This window comes from Onishia taeanensis, assembly GCF_900100755.1.
GTDB classification, from domain to species: Bacteria; Pseudomonadota; Gammaproteobacteria; order Pseudomonadales; family Halomonadaceae; genus Onishia; species Onishia taeanensis.
The window spans coordinates 41,179-60,335 of the sequence record NZ_FNCI01000001.1 but is presented as its reverse complement, the minus strand read 5'-3'; the positions used below and the strand labels follow the sequence as shown (position 1 = coordinate 60,335).

General features: G+C 62.8%; 13 protein-coding genes. 3 read left to right on the top strand and 10 right to left on the bottom strand.

All coding sequences use genetic code 11. The features are described 5' to 3' along the window. Positions 1-97 precede the first annotated feature (97 nt). The 3 genes from BLR71_RS00270 to BLR71_RS00260 all read right to left on the bottom strand — a co-directional run bounded on the left by BLR71_RS00270 (position 98) and on the right by BLR71_RS00260 (position 3,146). Positions 98-676 carry an antibiotic biosynthesis monooxygenase gene (locus BLR71_RS00270; protein ID WP_175491581.1) on the bottom strand — a complete coding sequence of 193 codons (579 nt, stop codon included), beginning with the start codon at positions 674-676 and terminating at the stop codon, positions 98-100. Positions 677-849: 173 nt separating this feature from the next. Next, a complete protein-coding gene (locus BLR71_RS00265; protein ID WP_422730750.1) occupies positions 850-2,331 on the bottom strand; it encodes a TrkH family potassium uptake protein in 1,482 nt (493 codons plus the stop codon). 101 nt (positions 2,332-2,432) lie between these two features. Then, positions 2,433-3,146: a ZIP family metal transporter gene (locus BLR71_RS00260; protein ID WP_092521938.1), complete on the bottom strand. Its 714-nt coding sequence runs from the start codon at positions 3,144-3,146 to the stop codon at positions 2,433-2,435. A 395-nt stretch (positions 3,147-3,541) separates the two neighbouring features. Between BLR71_RS00260 and betT the strand changes: the two genes are divergently transcribed. Continuing rightward, positions 3,542-5,614: a choline BCCT transporter BetT gene (betT, locus tag BLR71_RS00255; RefSeq protein WP_175491580.1), complete on the top strand. Its 2,073-nt coding sequence runs from the start codon at positions 3,542-3,544 to the stop codon at positions 5,612-5,614. 51 nt (positions 5,615-5,665) lie between these two features. Further along, positions 5,666-7,360 carry a choline dehydrogenase gene (gene betA / locus BLR71_RS00250; protein WP_092521934.1) on the top strand — a complete coding sequence of 565 codons (1,695 nt, stop codon included), beginning with the start codon at positions 5,666-5,668 and terminating at the stop codon, positions 7,358-7,360. Between the two features lie 89 nt (positions 7,361-7,449). On the opposite strand, the gene BLR71_RS00245 is transcribed toward betA, so the two are convergent. Genes BLR71_RS00245 through ptsP form a run of 3 tightly spaced genes read right to left on the bottom strand, consistent with a single transcriptional unit; the run spans position 7,450 to position 13,066 of the window. Further along, on the bottom strand, positions 7,450-9,207 hold the full coding sequence (locus tag BLR71_RS00245; RefSeq protein ID WP_092521932.1) for a PTS fructose-like transporter subunit IIB: 1,758 nt from the start codon (positions 9,205-9,207) through the stop codon (positions 7,450-7,452). Next, positions 9,204-10,178, bottom strand: a complete 975-nt coding sequence (gene pfkB, locus BLR71_RS00240; protein WP_092521904.1) for a 1-phosphofructokinase — start codon at positions 10,176-10,178, stop codon at positions 9,204-9,206. Before pfkB ends, BLR71_RS00245 begins: the two co-directional genes overlap by 4 nt. Next, a complete protein-coding gene (gene ptsP / locus BLR71_RS00235; protein ID WP_092521903.1) occupies positions 10,178-13,066 on the bottom strand; it encodes a phosphoenolpyruvate--protein phosphotransferase in 2,889 nt (962 codons plus the stop codon). Before ptsP ends, pfkB begins: the two co-directional genes overlap by 1 nt. 235 nt (positions 13,067-13,301) lie before the next feature. Here ptsP and cra point away from each other — a divergent pair, with 235 nt between their 5' ends. Next, a complete protein-coding gene (cra, locus tag BLR71_RS00230; RefSeq protein ID WP_092521902.1) occupies positions 13,302-14,294 on the top strand; it encodes a catabolite repressor/activator in 993 nt (330 codons plus the stop codon). A 95-nt stretch (positions 14,295-14,389) separates the two neighbouring features. On the opposite strand, the gene BLR71_RS00225 is transcribed toward cra, so the two are convergent. From BLR71_RS00225 to BLR71_RS00210, 4 genes are all read right to left on the bottom strand, one after another. Then, complete coding sequence (locus BLR71_RS00225; protein WP_092521901.1) at positions 14,390-16,630, bottom strand: ATP-binding protein; 2,241 nt, start codon at positions 16,628-16,630, stop codon at positions 14,390-14,392. 39 nt (positions 16,631-16,669) lie between these two features. Continuing rightward, positions 16,670-17,212 (bottom strand): putative pterin-binding protein, encoded by a 543-nt coding sequence (locus BLR71_RS00220; protein ID WP_139172495.1) that lies wholly within the window; start codon positions 17,210-17,212, stop codon positions 16,670-16,672. Between the two features lie 43 nt (positions 17,213-17,255). Beyond that, a complete protein-coding gene (locus BLR71_RS00215; RefSeq protein WP_092521900.1) occupies positions 17,256-18,083 on the bottom strand; it encodes an MOSC domain-containing protein in 828 nt (275 codons plus the stop codon). A gap of 161 nt (positions 18,084-18,244) precedes the next feature. Beyond that, positions 18,245-19,060, bottom strand: coding sequence for a DUF2189 domain-containing protein (locus tag BLR71_RS00210; RefSeq protein WP_092521899.1), 816 nt, complete (start codon positions 19,058-19,060; stop codon positions 18,245-18,247). Positions 19,061-19,157: the final 97 nt, after the last annotated feature.

The following is a 19,157-nucleotide window of genomic DNA, read 5'->3' as shown; positions in this document are numbered from 1 at the left end:
GGCACTCGTCAGGCACATATATCCCGAGTGTATGCCGCGCCTGGCCAGGCTAACAATGCGAAAACTCGCCCGGAATGGCGCAGCCGCCCGCCTCTCTTCATGCGCGGTGATGGGGCAACAAGCGGGCCAGCCGCGCCATTATAGTCACCTCACCGTGTAACCAAGGCGCCAGCAAACGCGTGGAAAGCGGAATGAACAAAAACACCATCACCGGCGTCAGCAACAGGGTTGTGACCAGCACTCGCGGCACCAGCGGCAGACCGGCTAACCAGTGCCCAAACAAGGCCTGAAACATCAGCGACACCGGGAAGAACGCCAGCCAGATCGCTACCGCCTGCTTCCAGCGCGGCGGAGTATTGCCCTGGGCGTCCTGGAACCAGGAGTCAATCCCGGTGGCCCGATATTCCTGGGGCGACTCATAGAGTCCCTCACCGCGGCCAAGCCAGGCACGGCGCGATGCCGAGTGCTCCCAGGCGCGCATGGTCTGGGCATCCGCGAAACGGAAGATGATCTGATACTCGTCGTCGCCATGGGGCGGCGCCAACACCCCGGAGCCCAGATAGCCGGGATAGTCGCAGGCCAATTCGCGGCCCTCGTCGAGCCAGGTGGTGAAATCACGGTAGCGGCCGCGCGCCACGCGGCGTGCCACCATCAGGGTGACGGGTTCGGTAGACATGGGTGATCTCCTGATACGCGGCTGCCCGGGTAGGGTATGCCGACATGAGCTCAGGCCCGGTAAGGCCCTATGCCCTGAAAGATGCAAAAGGTATACCCGAAAGCCCGGCATTACCACGGGCGAGAACGCATTTGCCGCGTTTGTCGCCCGGTTTCGCTGCCGGTCTTACCCACTCAGCCACGCCAGAATAGCGGCGTCAGCAGCACCAACACGGTCAGGATTTCCAGGCGCCCCATCAGCATGCCGAGGCACAGCAGCCATTTGGCGGTATCCGGCAGGGACGCGAAGTTGCCCGATGGCCCGATGATATCGCCAAGCCCCGGGCCGACGTTGGCCACCGCCGTCGCCGCCCCGGAGAGCGCCGTCACTAGGTCCAGTCCCAGCAACGACAACCCCAGCGCCAGGCCGGCGATGGTCATGAAGAAGAAAAACGAGAAGGCGACCACGCCGCGGGTGATGTCATCGGTCAGCACCTGCCCATTGTAGCGTGAACCAAAGACGCCGCTGGCATGGATCAAGAAGCGCAGCTGGTTGCGCAGCATCACGCTTGCCACCTGAAAGCGAAATATCTTGAGTCCACCGCTGGTCGAGCCGCTGCAGCCGCCGACGAAGGTCAGGTAGAAGAAGGCGACCACCGCCAGCGGCCCCCACTGGGTATAGTCATCCGCGGCATAGCCCGTGGTGGTGACCACGGAGATCACGTTGAAGGCGACCTGGGTCAAGGATTCGAAAAACGGCGTCCCATGCCAAGCGCGCCACACGGTCAGCAGCAGAATAACGGCCGTCAGAAAGCCCAGCAGACCTCGCACCTGCTGATCACGCCACATTGCCATGGGCATGCCGCGCAAGGCGCGGATATAGAGCACGAACGGCAAGGCTCCACACAGCATGAACAGACTGGCCATCCACAGCAGCAGTGGCCGATCGGCATAGGCGCCGAAGGACGCATCGGAGTTGGCAAAGCCCCCCGTGGACATCGATGACATGGCATGAACCACCGCATCCACCGGCAGCATGCCTCCCAGCCAGTAACTGATCACGGCCAGCAGGGTAAAGCCGCAGTAAACGCCCAGGGTTGCCTTGGCGATGCCGCCGGTGCGCGGCATGACCTTCTCCGACCAGTCGGAAGATTCGGTATGAAACAGGCGCATGCCACCGACCTTGAGAAAAGGCAGGATGGCGATACCCATCACGATGATGCCGATGCCGCCAAGCCACTGCATGATGCCCCGCCACAGCTTGAGGCCATCGGACAGCCCCTCGATGCCCACCAGCACCGTCGACCCTGTGGTGGTGATGGCCGAGACCGACTCGAAGACCGCGTTGGTAAAGCTCAGCTGTGGCGCGCCCAGCACCAGCGGTAAACTGGCTAGGCCGCTGATCGAGGCCCAGCTCAGAGTAGTCACCACGAACATCTGCCAGGTCTTGAGCGACACCCGAGTGCGTCGCGTCACGAACCCCGTCACCGCCACCAGGCCAAGCACGATGCCGATGGATAGCGCAAAGGCCTCGGCGTCGGGGTCCTGCTCGAACAGCAGCACGATCCAGGGCACCGTCATGAAGGCGGCCAACACCAGCCACAGCACTGCCATGACCTTGCATACTGGCGCCCAGCCTCGCCCCCACTGGCGAATCGTTTCGGTCGCTCCCGCCATCGTGGACATGACGCTTTTCACCTCCTTATGAATCAATGGGCGATATAAACATGCCCGCCCATGAAATGCCCGCCCCAAAGCGCCCATCGTGACCCTATGGGTCAGCTGATCACCATCAACCCCACCACACCCAACACGAATCCCAGCACCGCGCCCATCGGCGGCGCCCAGTGTTTTTCCAGCCTGACGCCCGGGGCGATGTCCTGGAAGATGGAATAGAGGATGCCACCCGAGGCCACCAGCATGATGGCGCCCACGAAGCCTCCATCATCAACGAGCCACAGGTAGCTTGAAAGCCCCGCCAGCGGGCCTAGCAGCGCCATCAGGGAAAAAATGGTGATGACGCGACGGGCGCCAAAATGCCCAGACTGCATGAACTCTCGATAAGCATTGAACGCCTCGGGAAGGTTCTGCAAGGCGATCAGCGCGGCAATCAGCATGGCCTCTTCTGGCCGGATGGCGAAGATAGCGCCAACGACGATCGACTCTGGAATAAAGTCCAACAGCATGGCCAAAAACTGACTGGCCGGCAGTTGCCAGCGCAGCATCGCCATGTCGATGAGCATGAATATCACCCCACCCAGCAACAGATATAGTGCCGCCAGTGGCGCGGTGGTGAACTCAATGCCATCGGGCACCAGGACCAGCGCTACCGCGGACAGCAGGGTACCGCCGCCGAAGGCAAGCACACTATGGCGAAGCTCCTGCTCCAGCCAGCTTGGCCGGATATGTTCGATACGGGCGAGATAGGCGCCCAAGGGCATGGCCAAACCCGCCATCAAGGTGACCACCACCAACAGCAGCAAATCGATCATGAGGCTTCCTTGTCCGCCGCAGTACCTGAATTTTCAGCATGATACGACATCATCACGGCACACCGTCAGGCCTCGAACGCAGCGGGCCGCGACGCGCATGGCAGATACAACACAGCGATGGCAAGAACCCGCCAGTAACGTTGAAAGAATAAGAGTCACAACGTTTGTACGTGCTCACTCTCAGCATCTATACCTCATAACAGCCAGATGCATTGGATACTGAGCGACCACTGCTGCGAGCGGCATCACTGTCTTGGTGATGCTACGCGGGCGTTTATCGGCATCCCTTTCGCCACCACTGCCGCCTTGATGCGTTATCACGGCTACCCAACCGGCACTAACGCATCACTGCCGCCGCTGTTGAAGGGTATTCCCTCTTCGGCCAGGAGTTGAATATGGCAACCGCCCCGGATGACGTGCAGACAGAGGTTCACAAGGACCGTATCAACCCCATCGTTTTCTATGGCTCGGCCATCGGTATCGTGGCCTTCGCGCTGTGGACGATGCTCTTCACCGACTCCGCCAGCGCGGCCATCAATGCCGTGCTGAGCTGGATCTCGGATACCTTTGGCTGGTTCTACTTCGTCGCGGTGGTGGCCTATCTGGTATTCGTGATCGCCATCGCTACCTCGCGATTGGGCAAGCTGCGACTCGGCCCGGCGCACTCCACACCAGACTTCAACATAGTGACCTGGGCCGCCATGCTGTTTTCGGCCGGCATCGGCATCGACTTGATCTTTTTCTGCATCGCCGAGCCGGTGACCCAGTTCCTGGCGCCACCCGATGGCGACCCCGCTACCGTGGCGGCGGCACGACGCGCCATGGAACTGACCTTCCTGCACTGGGGCCTATCCGGCTGGGGCGTCTACACGCTGGTGGGCATGTCATTGGCCTTCTTCAGCTATCGCCACGGCCTGCCGCTGACCATTCGCAGCGCGCTATACCCGATATTCGGCAAGCGCATCCATGGCGCCATCGGCCATAGCGTCGACATCGCCGCCGTGCTCGGCACCCTGTTCGGTATCGCCACCAGCCTCGGCATCGGCATTATCCAGCTCAATTTCGGCCTGAGCTACATGTTTGGCCTGCCGGAAAATACCACCACCCAGGCGGTGCTGGCGGTGCTGATCGTGATCTTCTCGGCGATTTCCGCCGTGACCGGGGTCGACAAGGGCATCCGTCGGCTCTCCGAGTTCAACATGCTGCTGGCCCTTTTGTTGCTGCTGTTCGTGCTGTTCACCGGCAAGACCCTGTTCCTGCTCAATGCCCTGGTGATGAACGTGGGCGACTACCTGTCCCACTTCATCTCCCTGTCGATGAACACCTACGCCTTCGATCCTCCCACCGACTGGCTCAACGGCTGGACGGTGTTCTTCTGGGCCTGGTGGATCGCCTGGGGTCCCTTCGTGGGGCTATTCCTGGCCCGCATCTCCCGAGGACGCACCATCCGTCAGTTCGTCGCCGGCACCCTGATCCTGCCGCTGGCCTTCATGATGGCCTGGATGTCGATCATGGGTAACAGCGCCATCGACATGGTGATGAACGGCACCGGCGTGGCGGATTTCGGCGAACAGGCCATGAACAATCCCGGCTCGGCGATCTATCTGTTCCTGCAGAATGTGCCCTGGGTCGGCCTGACCACGGTGGTCGTGACCCTGCTGGCGATCGTCTTCTTCGTGACCTCTGGCGACTCGGGGTCGCTGGTGCTCTCCAACCTGACCTCGATCCTGCGTGATCCCAATCATGATGCCCCGGCCTGGATGCGGGTGCTGTGGGCCGCCATCATCGGGGTGCTGACCCTGGCGCTGCTGATGGCCGGCGGCCTGGGCGCGCTGCAGAGTGCGGTGGTCATCACCGGCCTGCCCTTCGCCTTCGTGCTCTTTCTGATGATGCTGGGCCTCTACAAGGCACTGAAGGTGGAAGGCCTCAAGGAAGACAGTCTGCAGCGCAGCATGGCGGGCCATCTCTCGGGGCGAACCCTTCCCGGTGAAAGCGCCCACCGCAACTGGCATCAGCGACTGAGTCGCGCCTTGAGTTTCGCCAGCCGCGAGCAGGTCAGCCGCTTCCTCGGCGACACGGTCAAGCCGGCCATGGAGGAGATCCGCGACGTCTTGAGCGATCAGGGTTACCCGGTGACGCTAGTCGAGGGCGATGCGGCAGAGGAACACCTGGAACTGAACGTGGGCCTCGGCGGCGAGCAGGACTTCACCTATCAGGTATGGCCTCGCCAGTGTGCCATGCCGGCCTTCTCGATTCGCGACACCCATGCCGGCACCCATTACTACCGGCTTGAGGTACATATCATCGAGGGAGGACAGGGCTATGATGTCTATGGCTACAGCCAGGAACAGTTGATTGCGGATATCCTCGACCAGTACGAGCGCCACCTGCTGTTCCTGCATATCCAGCGCGAGCAGCCCGGCACCCATACCGTGATGCCAGACGACCCGGCCTCCGCAGGACGCTGATCGGTACCCAGGATCACGCCACGCAAGATCTCAGGCCCAAGGAGCGATGAAATGAGTCAAGAACCCTTCGACCGAAGCGTTGATTACGTGATCGTCGGCGCCGGCTCAGCGGGCTCGGTACTGGCCAACCGCCTCAGCGCCGAGAGCGACCTGGAGGTACTGGTACTGGAGTTTGGCGGCAAGGACAATTCCATCTTCATCCAGATGCCCACCGCTTTCTCGATCCCGCTGAACAAGCCGCGCTTCGATTGGGGATTTCACACCGAGCCCGAGCCTGGCCTCAATGGGCGCAGCCTGCATCAGGCGCGAGGCAAGGTGATTGGCGGTTCCTCTTCGATAAATGGCATGGCCTACGTGCGCGGCTGTGCCGGCGATTACCAGGAATGGGCCGAACTCGGCGCCGACGGCTGGAGCTATGCCGACGTGTTGCCCTACTTCAAGCGTGCCGAAGGCTGCCTGTATGGCGATGATGACTACCGCTCCGGCAAGGGCCTGCTTGGCGTATGCAACGGCAATAATATGCAGAACCCGCTCTACAAGGCCTTCATTGAGGCAGGCCGCCAGGCAGGCTACGGCGAGACTCAGGACTACAACGGCTATCGCCAGGAAGGCTTCTGCCGCATGGACATGACGGTGCGTGACGGGGTGCGCTGCTCGACCGCCAATGCCTATCTGAAGCCGGCCCTCAGCCGAGACAATCTGCAGTTGGAAATGCACGCCCTGACCAAGCGCATCCTCTTCGAGGGCAAGCGAGCCGTCGGCGTTGAATACGAACAAAGCGGCAAGACGTATCGGGTCCAGGCCCGTCGTGAGGTCATTCTCTCTGCCAGCGCCTTCAACTCACCGAAGCTGTTGATGCTCTCGGGCATCGGTCCCGCCGAGCACCTCGAGGAGCACGGCATCGAGGTCATCCACGACCTGCCGGGCGTGGGCCAGAACCTGCACGACCATCTCGAGGTCTGGGTCCAGCAAAGCTGCAAGCAGAAGATCACCCTCAATGGCTGGCTCAACCCCGTCGGCCAGGCACTGATTGGCCTGCGCTGGCTGGCGTTCAAATCAGGCCTAGGGGCAACCAACCACTTCGAATCCAACGGCTATATTCGCAGCCGCCCGGGCCTTGAGTGGCCAGACCTGCAGTATCACTTCCTGCCCGGCGCCATCGCCTACGATGGCTCCAGCGCCGCCAAGGGGCACGGCTTTCAGGTGCACCTGGGCGCCAACAAGCCCAAGAGCCGCGGCTGGGTAAAGCTCGCCTCCTCCGACCCCGCCGCTCCCCCCAAGATCTTCTTCAACTACCTGCACGAAGAAGAAGACAAGCAGGCCTACCGGAACGGCCTGCGCCTGACCCGAGAAATCTTCGCCCAACCGGCCCTCGATGCCTATCGCGGCGACGAGCTATCGCCAGGGAAGGACGTGGTCAGCGACGAAGCGGTCGATGAGTGGATCGCCAATAGCGCCGAAACCGCCTACCACCCCTGCGGCAGCTGTCGCATGGGGACTGACGAGATGGCGGTGGTCGACCCCGAGTGCCGCGTTCGTGGCATCGAACGACTGCGGGTGGTCGACTCCTCGATCATGCCCACCGTGACCAATGGCAATATCAATGCGCCGACCATCATGATCGCCGAGAAAGCCGCCGATCATATCCTCGAGCGACAGCTACTGCCAGCTTCCGACGCCGCCGTTTTCAGGATCAAGGACCCGCAGCGCCAGCGTGAAGGCGAGCCCGAAAAGCCAACCTCCTAACTACCGTTATCTACCCACCCTGCCCCATGCAAAAGCCCCGATATCCTGGCGGATATCGGGGCTTTGGGGGAGCCATTAGCCATCTGCGATCAGGCGTTGGCCGCCACCGAAACCTCCTGGCTGCCGCGCTTGATCAGCGCATAGCCAAGACCGGTGACCAGCGAGCCAATGACGATGGCGGCAAGGTACAGGAACACCGGCGTGATGGCATTGGGAATCAGCAGCACGAAGATGCCGCCGTGCGGTGCCATCAGCTTGGCCCCCACCAGCATCGAAATGGCGCCGGTGATCGCACCACCGATCATGCAGGCGGGAATCACGCGCAGCGGGTCCTTGGCGGCAAACGGAATCGCCCCTTCACTGATGAAGCACAGGCCGAGCACGAAGGAGGCCTTGCCGGCTTCCCGCTCCGGCTCGGAGAACTTCGACTTGGCAACGAAGCTGGCGATCCCCATACCGATGGCCGGCACCATGCCCGACGCCATGACGGCGGCCATGGGCGCATAGGTCTCGGAGGCCAGCAGGCCCACGCCAAAGGTGTAGGCCGCCTTGTTGACCGGCCCGCCCATGTCGAAGCACATCATGGCCCCAAGCAGAATACCTAGCAGCACGGCGTTGGCCGAGCCCATGTTCTCGAGGAAGTTGGTCAGCGTGGAGAGCACGGCGGCCACCGGCTCGCCCACCACATAGATCATGGTCAGGCCGGTGACCAGGCTCGCCACCAATGGAATGATCAGAATCGGCTTCAGCGATTCGATGCTCGAGGGCAGCTTGACGTAGTCGGCAACCGCCTTGGCGACGTAACCGGCAAGAAAGCCGGCGAGGATGCCGCCGATAAAGCCGGCGCCGAGGTTCGAGGCCAGCATGCCGCCGATCATGCCCGGGGCGATGCCCGGCCGGTCGGCGATCGAGTAGGCGATATAGCCCGCCAGCACCGGCACCATCAAGGCGAAGGCGGTACCGCCGCCAATCTGCATCAGCGCCGCAGCAAAGGTCCCCTCCTCCTTGAAGGCCTCGATGCCAAAGACGAAGGACAAGGCGATCAACAGGCCACCGGCGACCACCATCGGCAGCATGAAGGACACCCCAGTCAGCAGGTGCTTGTAGACGCCCTTGTCCTTGACGCTCTTCTTGGCCTCGCCGCCACTCGCAGCGCCGCCTGCCGTTTCCACATCGGCCTCGGCAAGGGCTGCCTCGATGGCCTGGCGAGGTTTCTTCAGGGCGCTGCCGGTGGAGGTGCGATAGATGCGTTTACCGGCGAAGCGAGTCGGGTCGACCTCGATATCACAGGCCAGCAGCACCACGTCGGCAGCCGCGATCTCTTCTTCGGTCAGCTTGTCCTGGGCGCCTACCGACCCCTGGGTCTCAACGCGGATCTCGTGACCCAGCGCCCTACCGGCTTCACTCAACGCCTCGGCGGCCATGAAGGTATGCGCCACACCGGTCGGACAGGCAGTTACCGCGACGATGCGCTTGGCACCCGCCGTATCGGTTGCCACCGGCTTGGCACCGTCCTTGGCATCGTCGGCGGGCGGCGTATAGGCGGCTGCCTCGGCCTGAGCCCGCTCGAGGAAACCGGACGGATCCGGCAGGGCCTCGGCGATCGATGCCTGATAAAGCGACTTCCCGGCAAAGCGCTGTGGATTCGGCACCGTATCGGCGGCCACTACCACCAGATCGGCGGCAGCAATCGACTCGGCAGATGCCGGCTCCACCGGCGCCAGTTCACCGTGCATTTCCACCGTGGTGGTCCAGCCTAGCCGACTGGCCGCCTGCTCGAGGCGCCGCGCGGCGAGGAAGGTGGTGGCCATGCCACTGGGGCAGGCAGTAATCAGGATCACATTCATGCGAGCGCTCCCCCTGCGTCCACGTCGTTCAGGCGACGCACGCGGGTCTGTTGTTGGAGGTGAGGGAAGTCATCGGCGTGAGGATTGCCCACGCCGACATGGCGTACGGCTTCGGCGGACAGGGCCGTCGCAAAGCGCAGCGCCGCATCAGGGGCATGGCCCTCGAGGACGCCGTGCAACATACCGGCTAGCAAGGTGTCGCCGGCACCCACGGTGCTGGCGACCGTCATCTTCGGCGGCGTGGCGTGCCAGGCGCCGCGCTGGCTGACCCAGAGCACGCCATCGGCACCAGCGGAGATCAGCGCCTCCTGGATACCGGCCTGATGCAGGCGAAGTCCCGCCGCCAGCCGTCGGGCGTCGCTGTCCAGCGCCTCGCCGGCCCACTCGGCCAGCTCCAGCTCGTTGGGCTTGACCGCTGTAGGGGCCGCCGCTATGGCGCGGGCCAGCGCCGGGCCGCTGGTATCGACCCATACCGGTAGCCCATGGGCCTTGAGGCGCGCGATCAGCGCGGCCTGATCGTCGGCCTCGATGCCAGGCGGCAGGCTACCGGCAATCACCACCGCATCGGGACGTCGGCTGGGGTCGGCGGCCAACGCTTCGAGATCATTCACATAGGCGTTGAAGGTGCCAGCATCAATCACCAAGCCGGGACCGTTGATATCGGTGACGCGGCCACTGTGCTCGGCGAGCTTGGCGTTGATGCGCGTCTCGCCGGGCACGCGGTGGAAGGCATCCTCGACGCCCATGTCCTCGAAGGCGCGCCGGAAGGGGCCATCGTTATCGGCCCCCAGAAAGCCGGAGACCACGATGTCATGACCCAATGTCGCCAGCACCCGGGCGACATTCACGCCCTTGCCGGCGGCGCTCAGTTGCGTCGCATCGGTCCGATTGACCTCGCCAAGGGTCAGTGTCGGCAGACCGATCGCCAGATCCAGCGCCGGATTGAGACTGATCGTCAGTATCCTGGCCATCAGCGCACCTCCAGCGCGTTTCTCACGTCATCGCTGGTTGCCTGGGCCAGGGCCAGTTCGGCCTGGGCCTTGGCGTCGGCGAGATCGAAGTCGCGCAGCCGCGCCTTGACCATCGGCACCTGGCGGGCGCTGACCGAGAGTTCATCGACGCCGAGACCCACCAGCACCGGCACCGCCTGGGCGTCGGAGGCCAGCTCGCCGCATACCCCGACCCACTTGCCGTGGGCATGCGCGGCATCGACGGTCATCTGGATCAGGCGCAGCACCGCCGGATGCAGGCCGTCGGACTGAGCCGACAGCGCCGGATGGCCGCGGTCGATGGCGAGGGTGTACTGGGTCAGATCGTTGGTCCCCACCGAGAAGAAGTCGACCTCGGCGGCAAGCGTCGGCGCCAGCAGCGCGCAGGACGGCACCTCGATCATCACGCCGAGCTGCACATCGGTGGCCCGCTGCTCGGCCGGGATCTCCTCGAGCAGCCGGTCGAAGATGGCCTTGGCGGCCCGGAACTCGGCGATGTCCTTGACCATCGGCAGCATGATGCGCAGCGGCCGGCCCGGTCGATTGTCGCCCCCCGCAGCGGCGAGCAGCAAGGCACGCAGCTGCGTCTCGAGCACCTCTGGCTGGGTCAGGGCCAAACGGATGCCGCGCAGGCCCAGGAAGGGGTTGTCTTCCTGGGGCACCGGCCAGTAGGGCAACGGCTTATCGCCGCCCACGTCCAGCGTACGGGCCACCAGCGGGAGCCCGTTGAGGGCGTCCATGGCTTCCTTGTACTCGCCGATCTGCGTCTCGAGATCCGGTGCCTGGGAATGCGCCATGAAGATGAACTCGGTACGCAACAGCCCCACGCCTTCGGCGCCACGCTCGACGGCATCCGCGGTATGAGCGGTATTGCCCAGGTTGGCGGCCACTTCGACGCGATGGCCATCGCGGGTACGGCCTTCCTCGAAGCGCGCGGCCCAGGCCTCGCGCTCCAGGCGCTGATGTTCCTTGAGGCTCAGCTCGGCCCGCTGGCGACGCTCCGTGGACGGCGCCGGCGTGATACGCCCGCGCTCGCCGTCGAGGATCATCTCGACGCCGTCTTCAAGCGTCAGTACTCGCTCGCCGGCCCCCACCACGGCCGGGATCCCCAGCGCACGGGCGAGGATCGCACTGTGGGCCGTCGCCCCACCTCTGGCGGTCAGCAGCCCGCGGACGCGACTGGTATCGAGACGGGCCACATCGGAGGGGCCGACGTCATCCATGACCAGGATGTAGGGATGATCCGGCGGCGTGGGCAGGCTGATATCGCACAGGATGCCCAGCACCCGACGGCCAACGTCCCGCAGGTCGGCTGCCCGCTCGGCAAGCAGTCGATCGGCCAGCATTTCCTGAGCCCTGGCCGCCGTCTCGATCGCAGTCCACCAGGCCGCTTCGGCGGAATAGCCTTCCTGAATGCCTTCGTGGGCGGCCTGATGCAGCTCCGGGTCGTCGAGCATTTCCTCATGCATCGATAGGATCTCGGCCACCTCGCCGCCCTGGGCGCTGTGCACCAATGCCTCGAGCTGCTCGGCGCCTTCCTTGATGGACGCCTCCAGACGGCGCTTCTGCTCAGCGGCATCGCTTGCCCGCTCGGGATAATCGAAGCGCGGCGTACGCATCACGAATAGCGGCGCGATGGCCATCCCCGGGGAGGCGGCAACCGCCTGGTAAGGGGTGTCGGCCGGCAGTGGCTCAGGCGGCTTGGCACCCTCGGGCGGCGTACTGGCGACGTGCTCACGGCCTTCCTCGAAGGGCTGAACCACTTCACCCAGGCCGCCTTGCATGGCCTCGCACATGGCGTCCAGCGCCTGGCTGGCACCCTCGCCTTCGGCCGAGAACACCAGCTGTTGGCCACGACGAGCGCCAAGGCCGATGACCTTGGTCAGGCTAGCCGCTGATACGGCTTCGCCGCTACCGTCGGCCAGGCGCACTCGAACCGAGACGCTCTGGCGGCGCGCCACCTGAATGAGTTGCTTGGCCGGGCGGGCATGCAGGCCGTGGGCGTTGAGCACCCGGGCGCGTGCGGTCTGGGCGCTGGCCGACTCACCGGACAGGCGCGCCAATACGCTCTCGGCGGATAGCTGATGCAGGTCCTTGCCCTCACCGCGCTCGAGCAGGGCCGTCAAGCGTTCCAGCAGGCTGCGATGGGCATTGCCCTGGGCCGCGAGACAGAAGACGCCACTGACGGCGCTGTCGCCCTGGCCGATGGCCGCTTCCGGGGTGGCAAGCGATAGCGCCGGCGCCTTCACATCGTTGGCACTGGTCGCGAACCAGAGCCCCTGGCCCAGCGACAGCGGAGACTGAGAGGCGATATCGGCAACGAAGTCATTGCCGACGCAGCCTGCCTGGCGCAGCCGAGCAGCGGCGGCCAGGGCAAGCTCGAGCCGGTCGCGGGCGGGGAAGTTGAGACAGAGGGTCTCGTCATCGAGGCGCGCTTCCACGACGGCCTTGGATAGCAGCCCGGCCACCTCGGCACGGGAACCGGCGGCGGCCAGTCGCTCGGCCACCCCCTCGCGGTCCAGTACGTGGGTCAACTGACGCAGAATGTCCAGATGCTCATCATTCTGGGCGGCGATGGTCACCAGCACATAGACCCGATTGCCATCGTGCCAGTCGATGCCCGCGGGGAATTGAAGTACCCGCACCCCGGTACGCTGGACGTGGGTACGGCTCTCGGGGGTGCCATGGGGTATCGCAATGGCGTTGCCAAGAAACGTGGATGACTGCGCCTCGCGGGCATGCAGGCCATCGCGATAGCCAGGCGCCACCAATCCGGCCTCGACCAGCGCCTCAGACGCCTGATCGAGCGCCGCGCGCCAGTCAGCGGCCTTGCGGTCGAGCAGGATATCGTCCTGTCCGAGTGTCAACATACTAGCCTCCTGTGCCTGGGGGCGGGCAGCGGAGAGTGCCGGCCGCTGGCTGGCGGCCGTTGCACCTGGCCTTGCCAACCTTGCTTTCCCATGGCTGAATCGTGTCACCTAAGATTTAGTACAATGCTGGATCGAGTCAGGCCATTTATCAAGCAGGATCGGCTACGACCTTGGGCGTAGTCGCTGGTGCCAAGAGCTCGCGTAGAATGTGCCGCATCGTATACAAGGGGTCACCATGACGCTCGCAGAAATCGCTCGCTTGTCCGGCGTATCCCGGACCACGGCAAGCTATGTCATCAACGGCAAGGCCAAGGAACGGCGCATCAGTCAAGAGACCGTCGATCGCGTCATGGCGGTGGTCGAGCAGCATCACTACCGTATCGACGCTCAGGCGGCGGCACTGCGCCGAGGCGCCAGCCGCACCATTGGGCTGATCATCCCTGACCTGGAGAATGCGAGTTATGCCCTGCTCGCTAAACGCCTCGAGCAAGGCGCGAGGCAGCGGGGTTACCAACTCCTGATCGCCGGCTCCGAGGACAACCCGGACAGCGAACGCGAGCTGGCTCGGGCCTTGCGCGCCCAGCGCTGCGAAGTACTGATCGTGGCCAGCTGCCTGGCCATGGACGATCCCTTTTATGCGGAACTGATGGCCGGCGGCCTGCCGGTCATCGCCGTCGACCGCGCCCTAGATCCGCAACGCTTCATCAGCGTGGTCAGCAACAATCAGTCGGCTGCCAAGGGCTTGACCCGTTCGGTTCTTGGCTCGGGTGTGAGGCGCGTCGCCTGGCTGGATGCCGTGCCCCAGCTATCGATCAGCATCGAGCGACTGGCGGGCTTTCACGAGGCGCTCGAAGGCCACGACTGCCAGGCCTTGACCCGCAGCGGGGTCCGCTATGATCGAAAGGAAGGGGCGCGGCTGATGCGCGAGCTGCTCGAAGATGAAGGCATGCCCGACGCGCTGGTCACCGCCTCTTATACGCTACTCGATGGCGTGCTGGACGAACTGCTGGAGAGCGGTGGCCTGCCGCCCTCGCTGCGCCTGGCGACCTTCGGCGATGATCGGCTGCTGGATTTTCTGCCCCTGCCGGTCAACTCACTGCCTCAGCAGCATGATCGCATCGCCGAACTGACCCTGGATCACGCCATTGCCGCCGCTCACGGCGACTATCACCCCGGTCAGGTGGTGGTTGAACGCGCCCTGCGCCGGCGACTGCCGCCCACCGGGTGAGCGACGCAGAAAACCTTCGGGCCAATATTGGTGGCCTTTACCATGTCAGATGTCATTCCTTAGCCAGGTTCATTACCAGCACTCAGCGATCTCGCCTAGCTGGCTGACTGCTGGCGGCGATCACTGCCATCAAGCCAGGCATCAACGGCAGCCAGCGAAGGCGCCAGGCTATGCTCCAGCGCAAGCTGCAACGCAGGCAGTTTTTCGCGCTGCGACGTCTTTGCCGCCGTTTCGAGCTCCCTGGCCCGCTCTCCTACCTGCATCAGGCCCAGGCTGAGCGCTTCACCCTTCATCAAGTGCGCAACCTGCATCACCTGCTCGGCCTGTCCGTCACGAACAGCCGCCGACAGGGCCTTCCGGCGTTCAGGCAACTGGCGACGATAGGCGTCCACCAACTGCCTGATGCCCAGGGCCTCGATGTGATCGAGCAGCTCCTTGAGCACTGCCAATGCCAACCACTGTGGGTCGTCTGCGTTAGCCTCAACCGCATCAGCTGCAGCATCGAGAGGCAGCCCGCCGATACCCTCAACGCCAGCCCTTTGCGTCGCATGATCGGCTGGCAGGCCAATGTACAGATGCAGCTTCTCGAGCAGTTGAGCACTGGCAAGCGGCTTGACTAGGTAATCGTTCATGCCGGCCTCCAAACAGCGTGAGCGCTCGTCACCAAAGGTCCCCGCGGTCATGGCCACGATCGGCACCTCGGCACACCAGTCATGGCGCTTGCGCAGCTGGCGCGTCACTTCGAGGCCGTCCATCAGCGGCATCTGAACGTCCATGAAGATCAAGGCGTAGGGCTCGGCCTGGGTCATGTTCAGCGCCTCCTCTCCCGACGAGGCGATATCGACCTGGCACCCCAGGCGCGACAACATGATATGCGCCACCTGCTGATTGATCTCATTGTCTTCGACGACCAAAAGCCGCAGGCCAGATGGCAAGGCGGGCAAGATCTCTTGGGAGCCTTGTTTTCCCATGCTCTCGGGTTCATTGGCCGGCGATAGTGGCACCTTGAACCAGAAACAGCTGCCCTCGCCTATACGACTGACGAAGTCCATTTCCCCGTCCATGGCACTCACCAGACGCCTGCAGATCACCAGCCCCAGCCCGCTGCCCCCGAAGCGGCGCGCCGTAGAGGCATCGCCTTGGCTAAAAGGCTCGAACAAGCGGTGCTGATGGCTGCTGGGTATTCCCGGGCCGCTATCGCTGACCGAGACATGCAGGCGCTCTTGCAAAGACGAGTAGGCCACCAGTACCGAGACCTCCCCCTGCTCGGTGAACTTGATGGCATTGGAAAGCAGGTTGAGCAGCACTTGCCGAAGCCGACCGGGGTCGCCCTGTAGTCGTTCAGGCACGTCTTCCGCGAGCCGCGCCGTCAGGGTGATGTTCTTGTAGATCGCCCGGGGCTCGAAGAGTCGCACGGCGGAATCGAGCAGCTCCTGTAAGGAAAAATCCACCTGCTCGAGCTCGAGCCGACCGGCTTCGATGCGAGAAAAGTCGAGAATGTCATTGATCAAGACGAGCAGTTTGTCGGCGCTGTCATGGATGATCTCGGCATAGCGCCGCGAGGTAGTATCCAGCGGACGCCCGCGCAACATCTCGCTCATACCGATAACGCCATTGAGTGGTGTGCGAATCTCATGGCTAACGGTGGCCAGGAACTCGGATTTGGCTTCGTTGGCAGATTGGGCCTTTTGCGCCGCCTCCTCGAGTCGACTCCGCAGCACTTCCTGGTCGCGCCGAGACGCCGCGTTTTCCCGGGCTTCGCGAAAGAGAAACCGCGTCACCATCAGGATCGAAAGGCTCATCAAACCCAGCATGGCAAGCAGCACCCAATGCAGCAGTTGCAGCGCTTCTCGCTCTTGCTGCTTGGCGTCGGCCAGATAGGCGTTGGTCGCCACCACCAACTGCTGGCTGAGATAAATCAGCGGATCGAGGGCTATCTGCAGCGAACGACGCGATGCTTGGTCCAGGCGCTCTAGACCGCCAAACTGTAGATCCAGAATGTTCATCTGGGTGGCAATGGCAGGTATCAGGCGATCCTGGTCGTCGATGCGACTAAAAAGCTCACTAATTTCACCGCGTTGCAGAAAGTTGAGCCGGCTATAGAGCAGCTCGAACTTGACGCGTAACGCCCCGAGACTCTCGGCGTCGTTGAGTTGATCGCGAAGTTGGATGGCCTCCCTGTCAAGCTTGTAGGCCCCCCAGGTTGCGTCTCCACCCACACTTGCCGCCAGGCCTTCCTGTCGCCATACCACCATGCCCGCCACCACGACAGCGGCCATGAAAAACACCAGCACCGAGGCGGCGCCAAGTTTCAAGCGTAATGGATAGCGAAGCATGTAGACGCATACCGCTGGGAAAGATGATCTCGATACTGCTCAATGCACATGAATTTTGGCAACCTGCCACACACTTCGATAGCGAACATTCTCGGTATCGAGTTCAGGGTGATCGTCAAAAGGGTATAACACGAAGAGGGGCCCAAAGTCGCGAATCGCCAACGGCTCACCATCCATGGCCATGGCTAGAATGACGGCATAATTCTGAACATCGCTAACAGGTATCTCCCCCGAAAAATGGTTGAGCGCCTCGACGCGTAGCTCATCGCCTTGGGCACCGACTCGAGACAAAAGGTCCCGAATCAACGGGCCTTGAAACTGCCTTTCCCGGTCCGTCCAAGGAGTATGAGTGCTAACGATCCGGACAGGCAGTTGACTGAGCATTTCCCGATCGAATAGCGCCTTGTCTCCGTCGTTGGTGTAAAGGATATCGCCGCTGATTTCGAGCAACACCTCTCCCTCAGGCTGAGGCAAGGACAGGGGTGCGGCTTGAGCGGGTAACGTCATGAGGCAGGCAAGCAGACACCTAGTCAGTGAGCGAGCAATCGGATTCACATAAATCTCCGGCGGTTCGACATGCATACTTTCACCCTAGGCGTACTTCGCTGGCTGATCAGGGGCCATATCATGCCAGGATTTCGACGTCATCTCCGAGCGTTAATTGCCCCTCTTTCAGGACGACCAAATTCTGACCAAAGAGGACTTTTCCCTTTCCGCCGCGCCGATAGGTCGCCAGCGTCTTGAGCGGTTCTTTGCCAGGTAAAAAGGCGCCGGTGGCCGGGTCTACGGTAATCATTGCGCATCGTGCACAGGGTTCCGCGACGCCAAGCTCCACGTCTCCGATACGCAGACGCTGCCAGCCATCCTCGGCGAAGGCATCACTGCCAGCCACGACCAAATTGGGACGAAACTGGGCCATGACGTGAGGCTTACCATCTGACGCCCCTTGTGCATGAGCCAGCTTCGCGTTGAGATCGGCAAGCGATCCCTCACCAATCAACAGCAGCGGATAGCCATCGGCAAACCCAACCCGCTGCTGGATCGATTCACGATAGCGCGGCGAACGCTCACCGATGCAGAGCAGGTGAGCCGCCTCCCCTACTACCGCACTACACCAAGCATCGGCCTCTTTTGAGGTCGCCAGCGCTTCGAAGCGATCACCCCATACCTCGGTGGCAAATGGCGCCAGAGAGAAATTTGCCCGGACCAGTTCGAGATCCCGGTGCCCGGGGAAACGCAGCACCACCGTTTCCTCACCGAGCTGAACCTGCATCAATTCCAACCGGGGGTGGGTCCGAGCCGTGATAAAGCGGCCATCGGGGCGAGCCAACATCAAACGACGATCCCCGGCGATTCCTTCTTGATGCACCTGCGCGCGTTCGAGTGGTTCTCCCGCACAGGACTTGAGTGGATAGCGATATAAAGCAGACAAATGCAGGCGAGGGGTAGCCATGGTAAGCAGTCCTTGCGGCTAGGAGGAAGCCTGGCGGCCGGCATGCTGAGCCTAGTCTAGCCGCCAAACGCAATATGTTTTGCGCGATTCGCCTACCTAGCTTACCGAAAATCACCGATACCGAGCCAGTTGGGGAAGCCCTTAGCGGGTTGGGGAAGCCCTCAGCGGGTTGGAGGCTCGGTGATTTCCACATTCACGAGGTCTTCGTAGGCATGCCAGCTGGCATGACCCAGCACCGGCAGGATCACGGCCAAGCCTATATAAAACGTCACCACGCCGAGCAGCACGCTGCCAGTGAGAATGGCTGCCCATAGCAGCATGGGGCGAAAATTCTGTGCCACGGCCTTGAGACTGGCTTCGATGCCTTCCATAAAGGTCAGGTCCTGGTCCATCAGAGTCGGAATGGCGACCACACTGATCGAGAATGCCCCAAAGGCGAGTACCGCCCCCGCCGCCGTGCCGACCAGCAGCATGCTCAAGCCTTCAGAGGTGGTCAGCAAGGAAATGTAGAGGGTGTCAGGGTTTGGCACTTCGAAACCAAAGAAGAGCGCGAATAGCAGGGTTGCCAAGCGAATCCAGGCGAGGAAGAAAATCATCATCATCAGGCCCATCATCGCCAACTGCCCGGTATGGGCACGCCAGGCGCCAAAGGCATCGCCCATGGTCGGTGTACGGTGCTCTTCGAGCGCGCGACTGATGCCGTACGCACCTACCGCCACCAGGGGGCCAAGAAACATGAAGCCGGCGACCAGCGGCAGCAGCCAGTGCCAGAGATCGAGGGTAAAGGCCCCCAGTGTGATGGCCAGGCTAAGGCCTACCCAAAACACGCCATAAGCCAAGCTGACGGCCGTGGCATCGCGAAAGTCCTGGAAACCGGCCACCAGCCAGGCCCTGGGTCTGTCCAAACCGACGGGGTTGATGCTGATCTTAACGTGGTAATCAGAAGGCTTGGGGCCCTTCGTGGCAGCTGCATTCATGGCACACCCCTCAACCGTTCGGGAAGATAAGGCCACCAAGCCTAAACGAGCAGCGTACCCGGCAACGTCCATGAGTACGCATCGGCCTGAAAGCCAG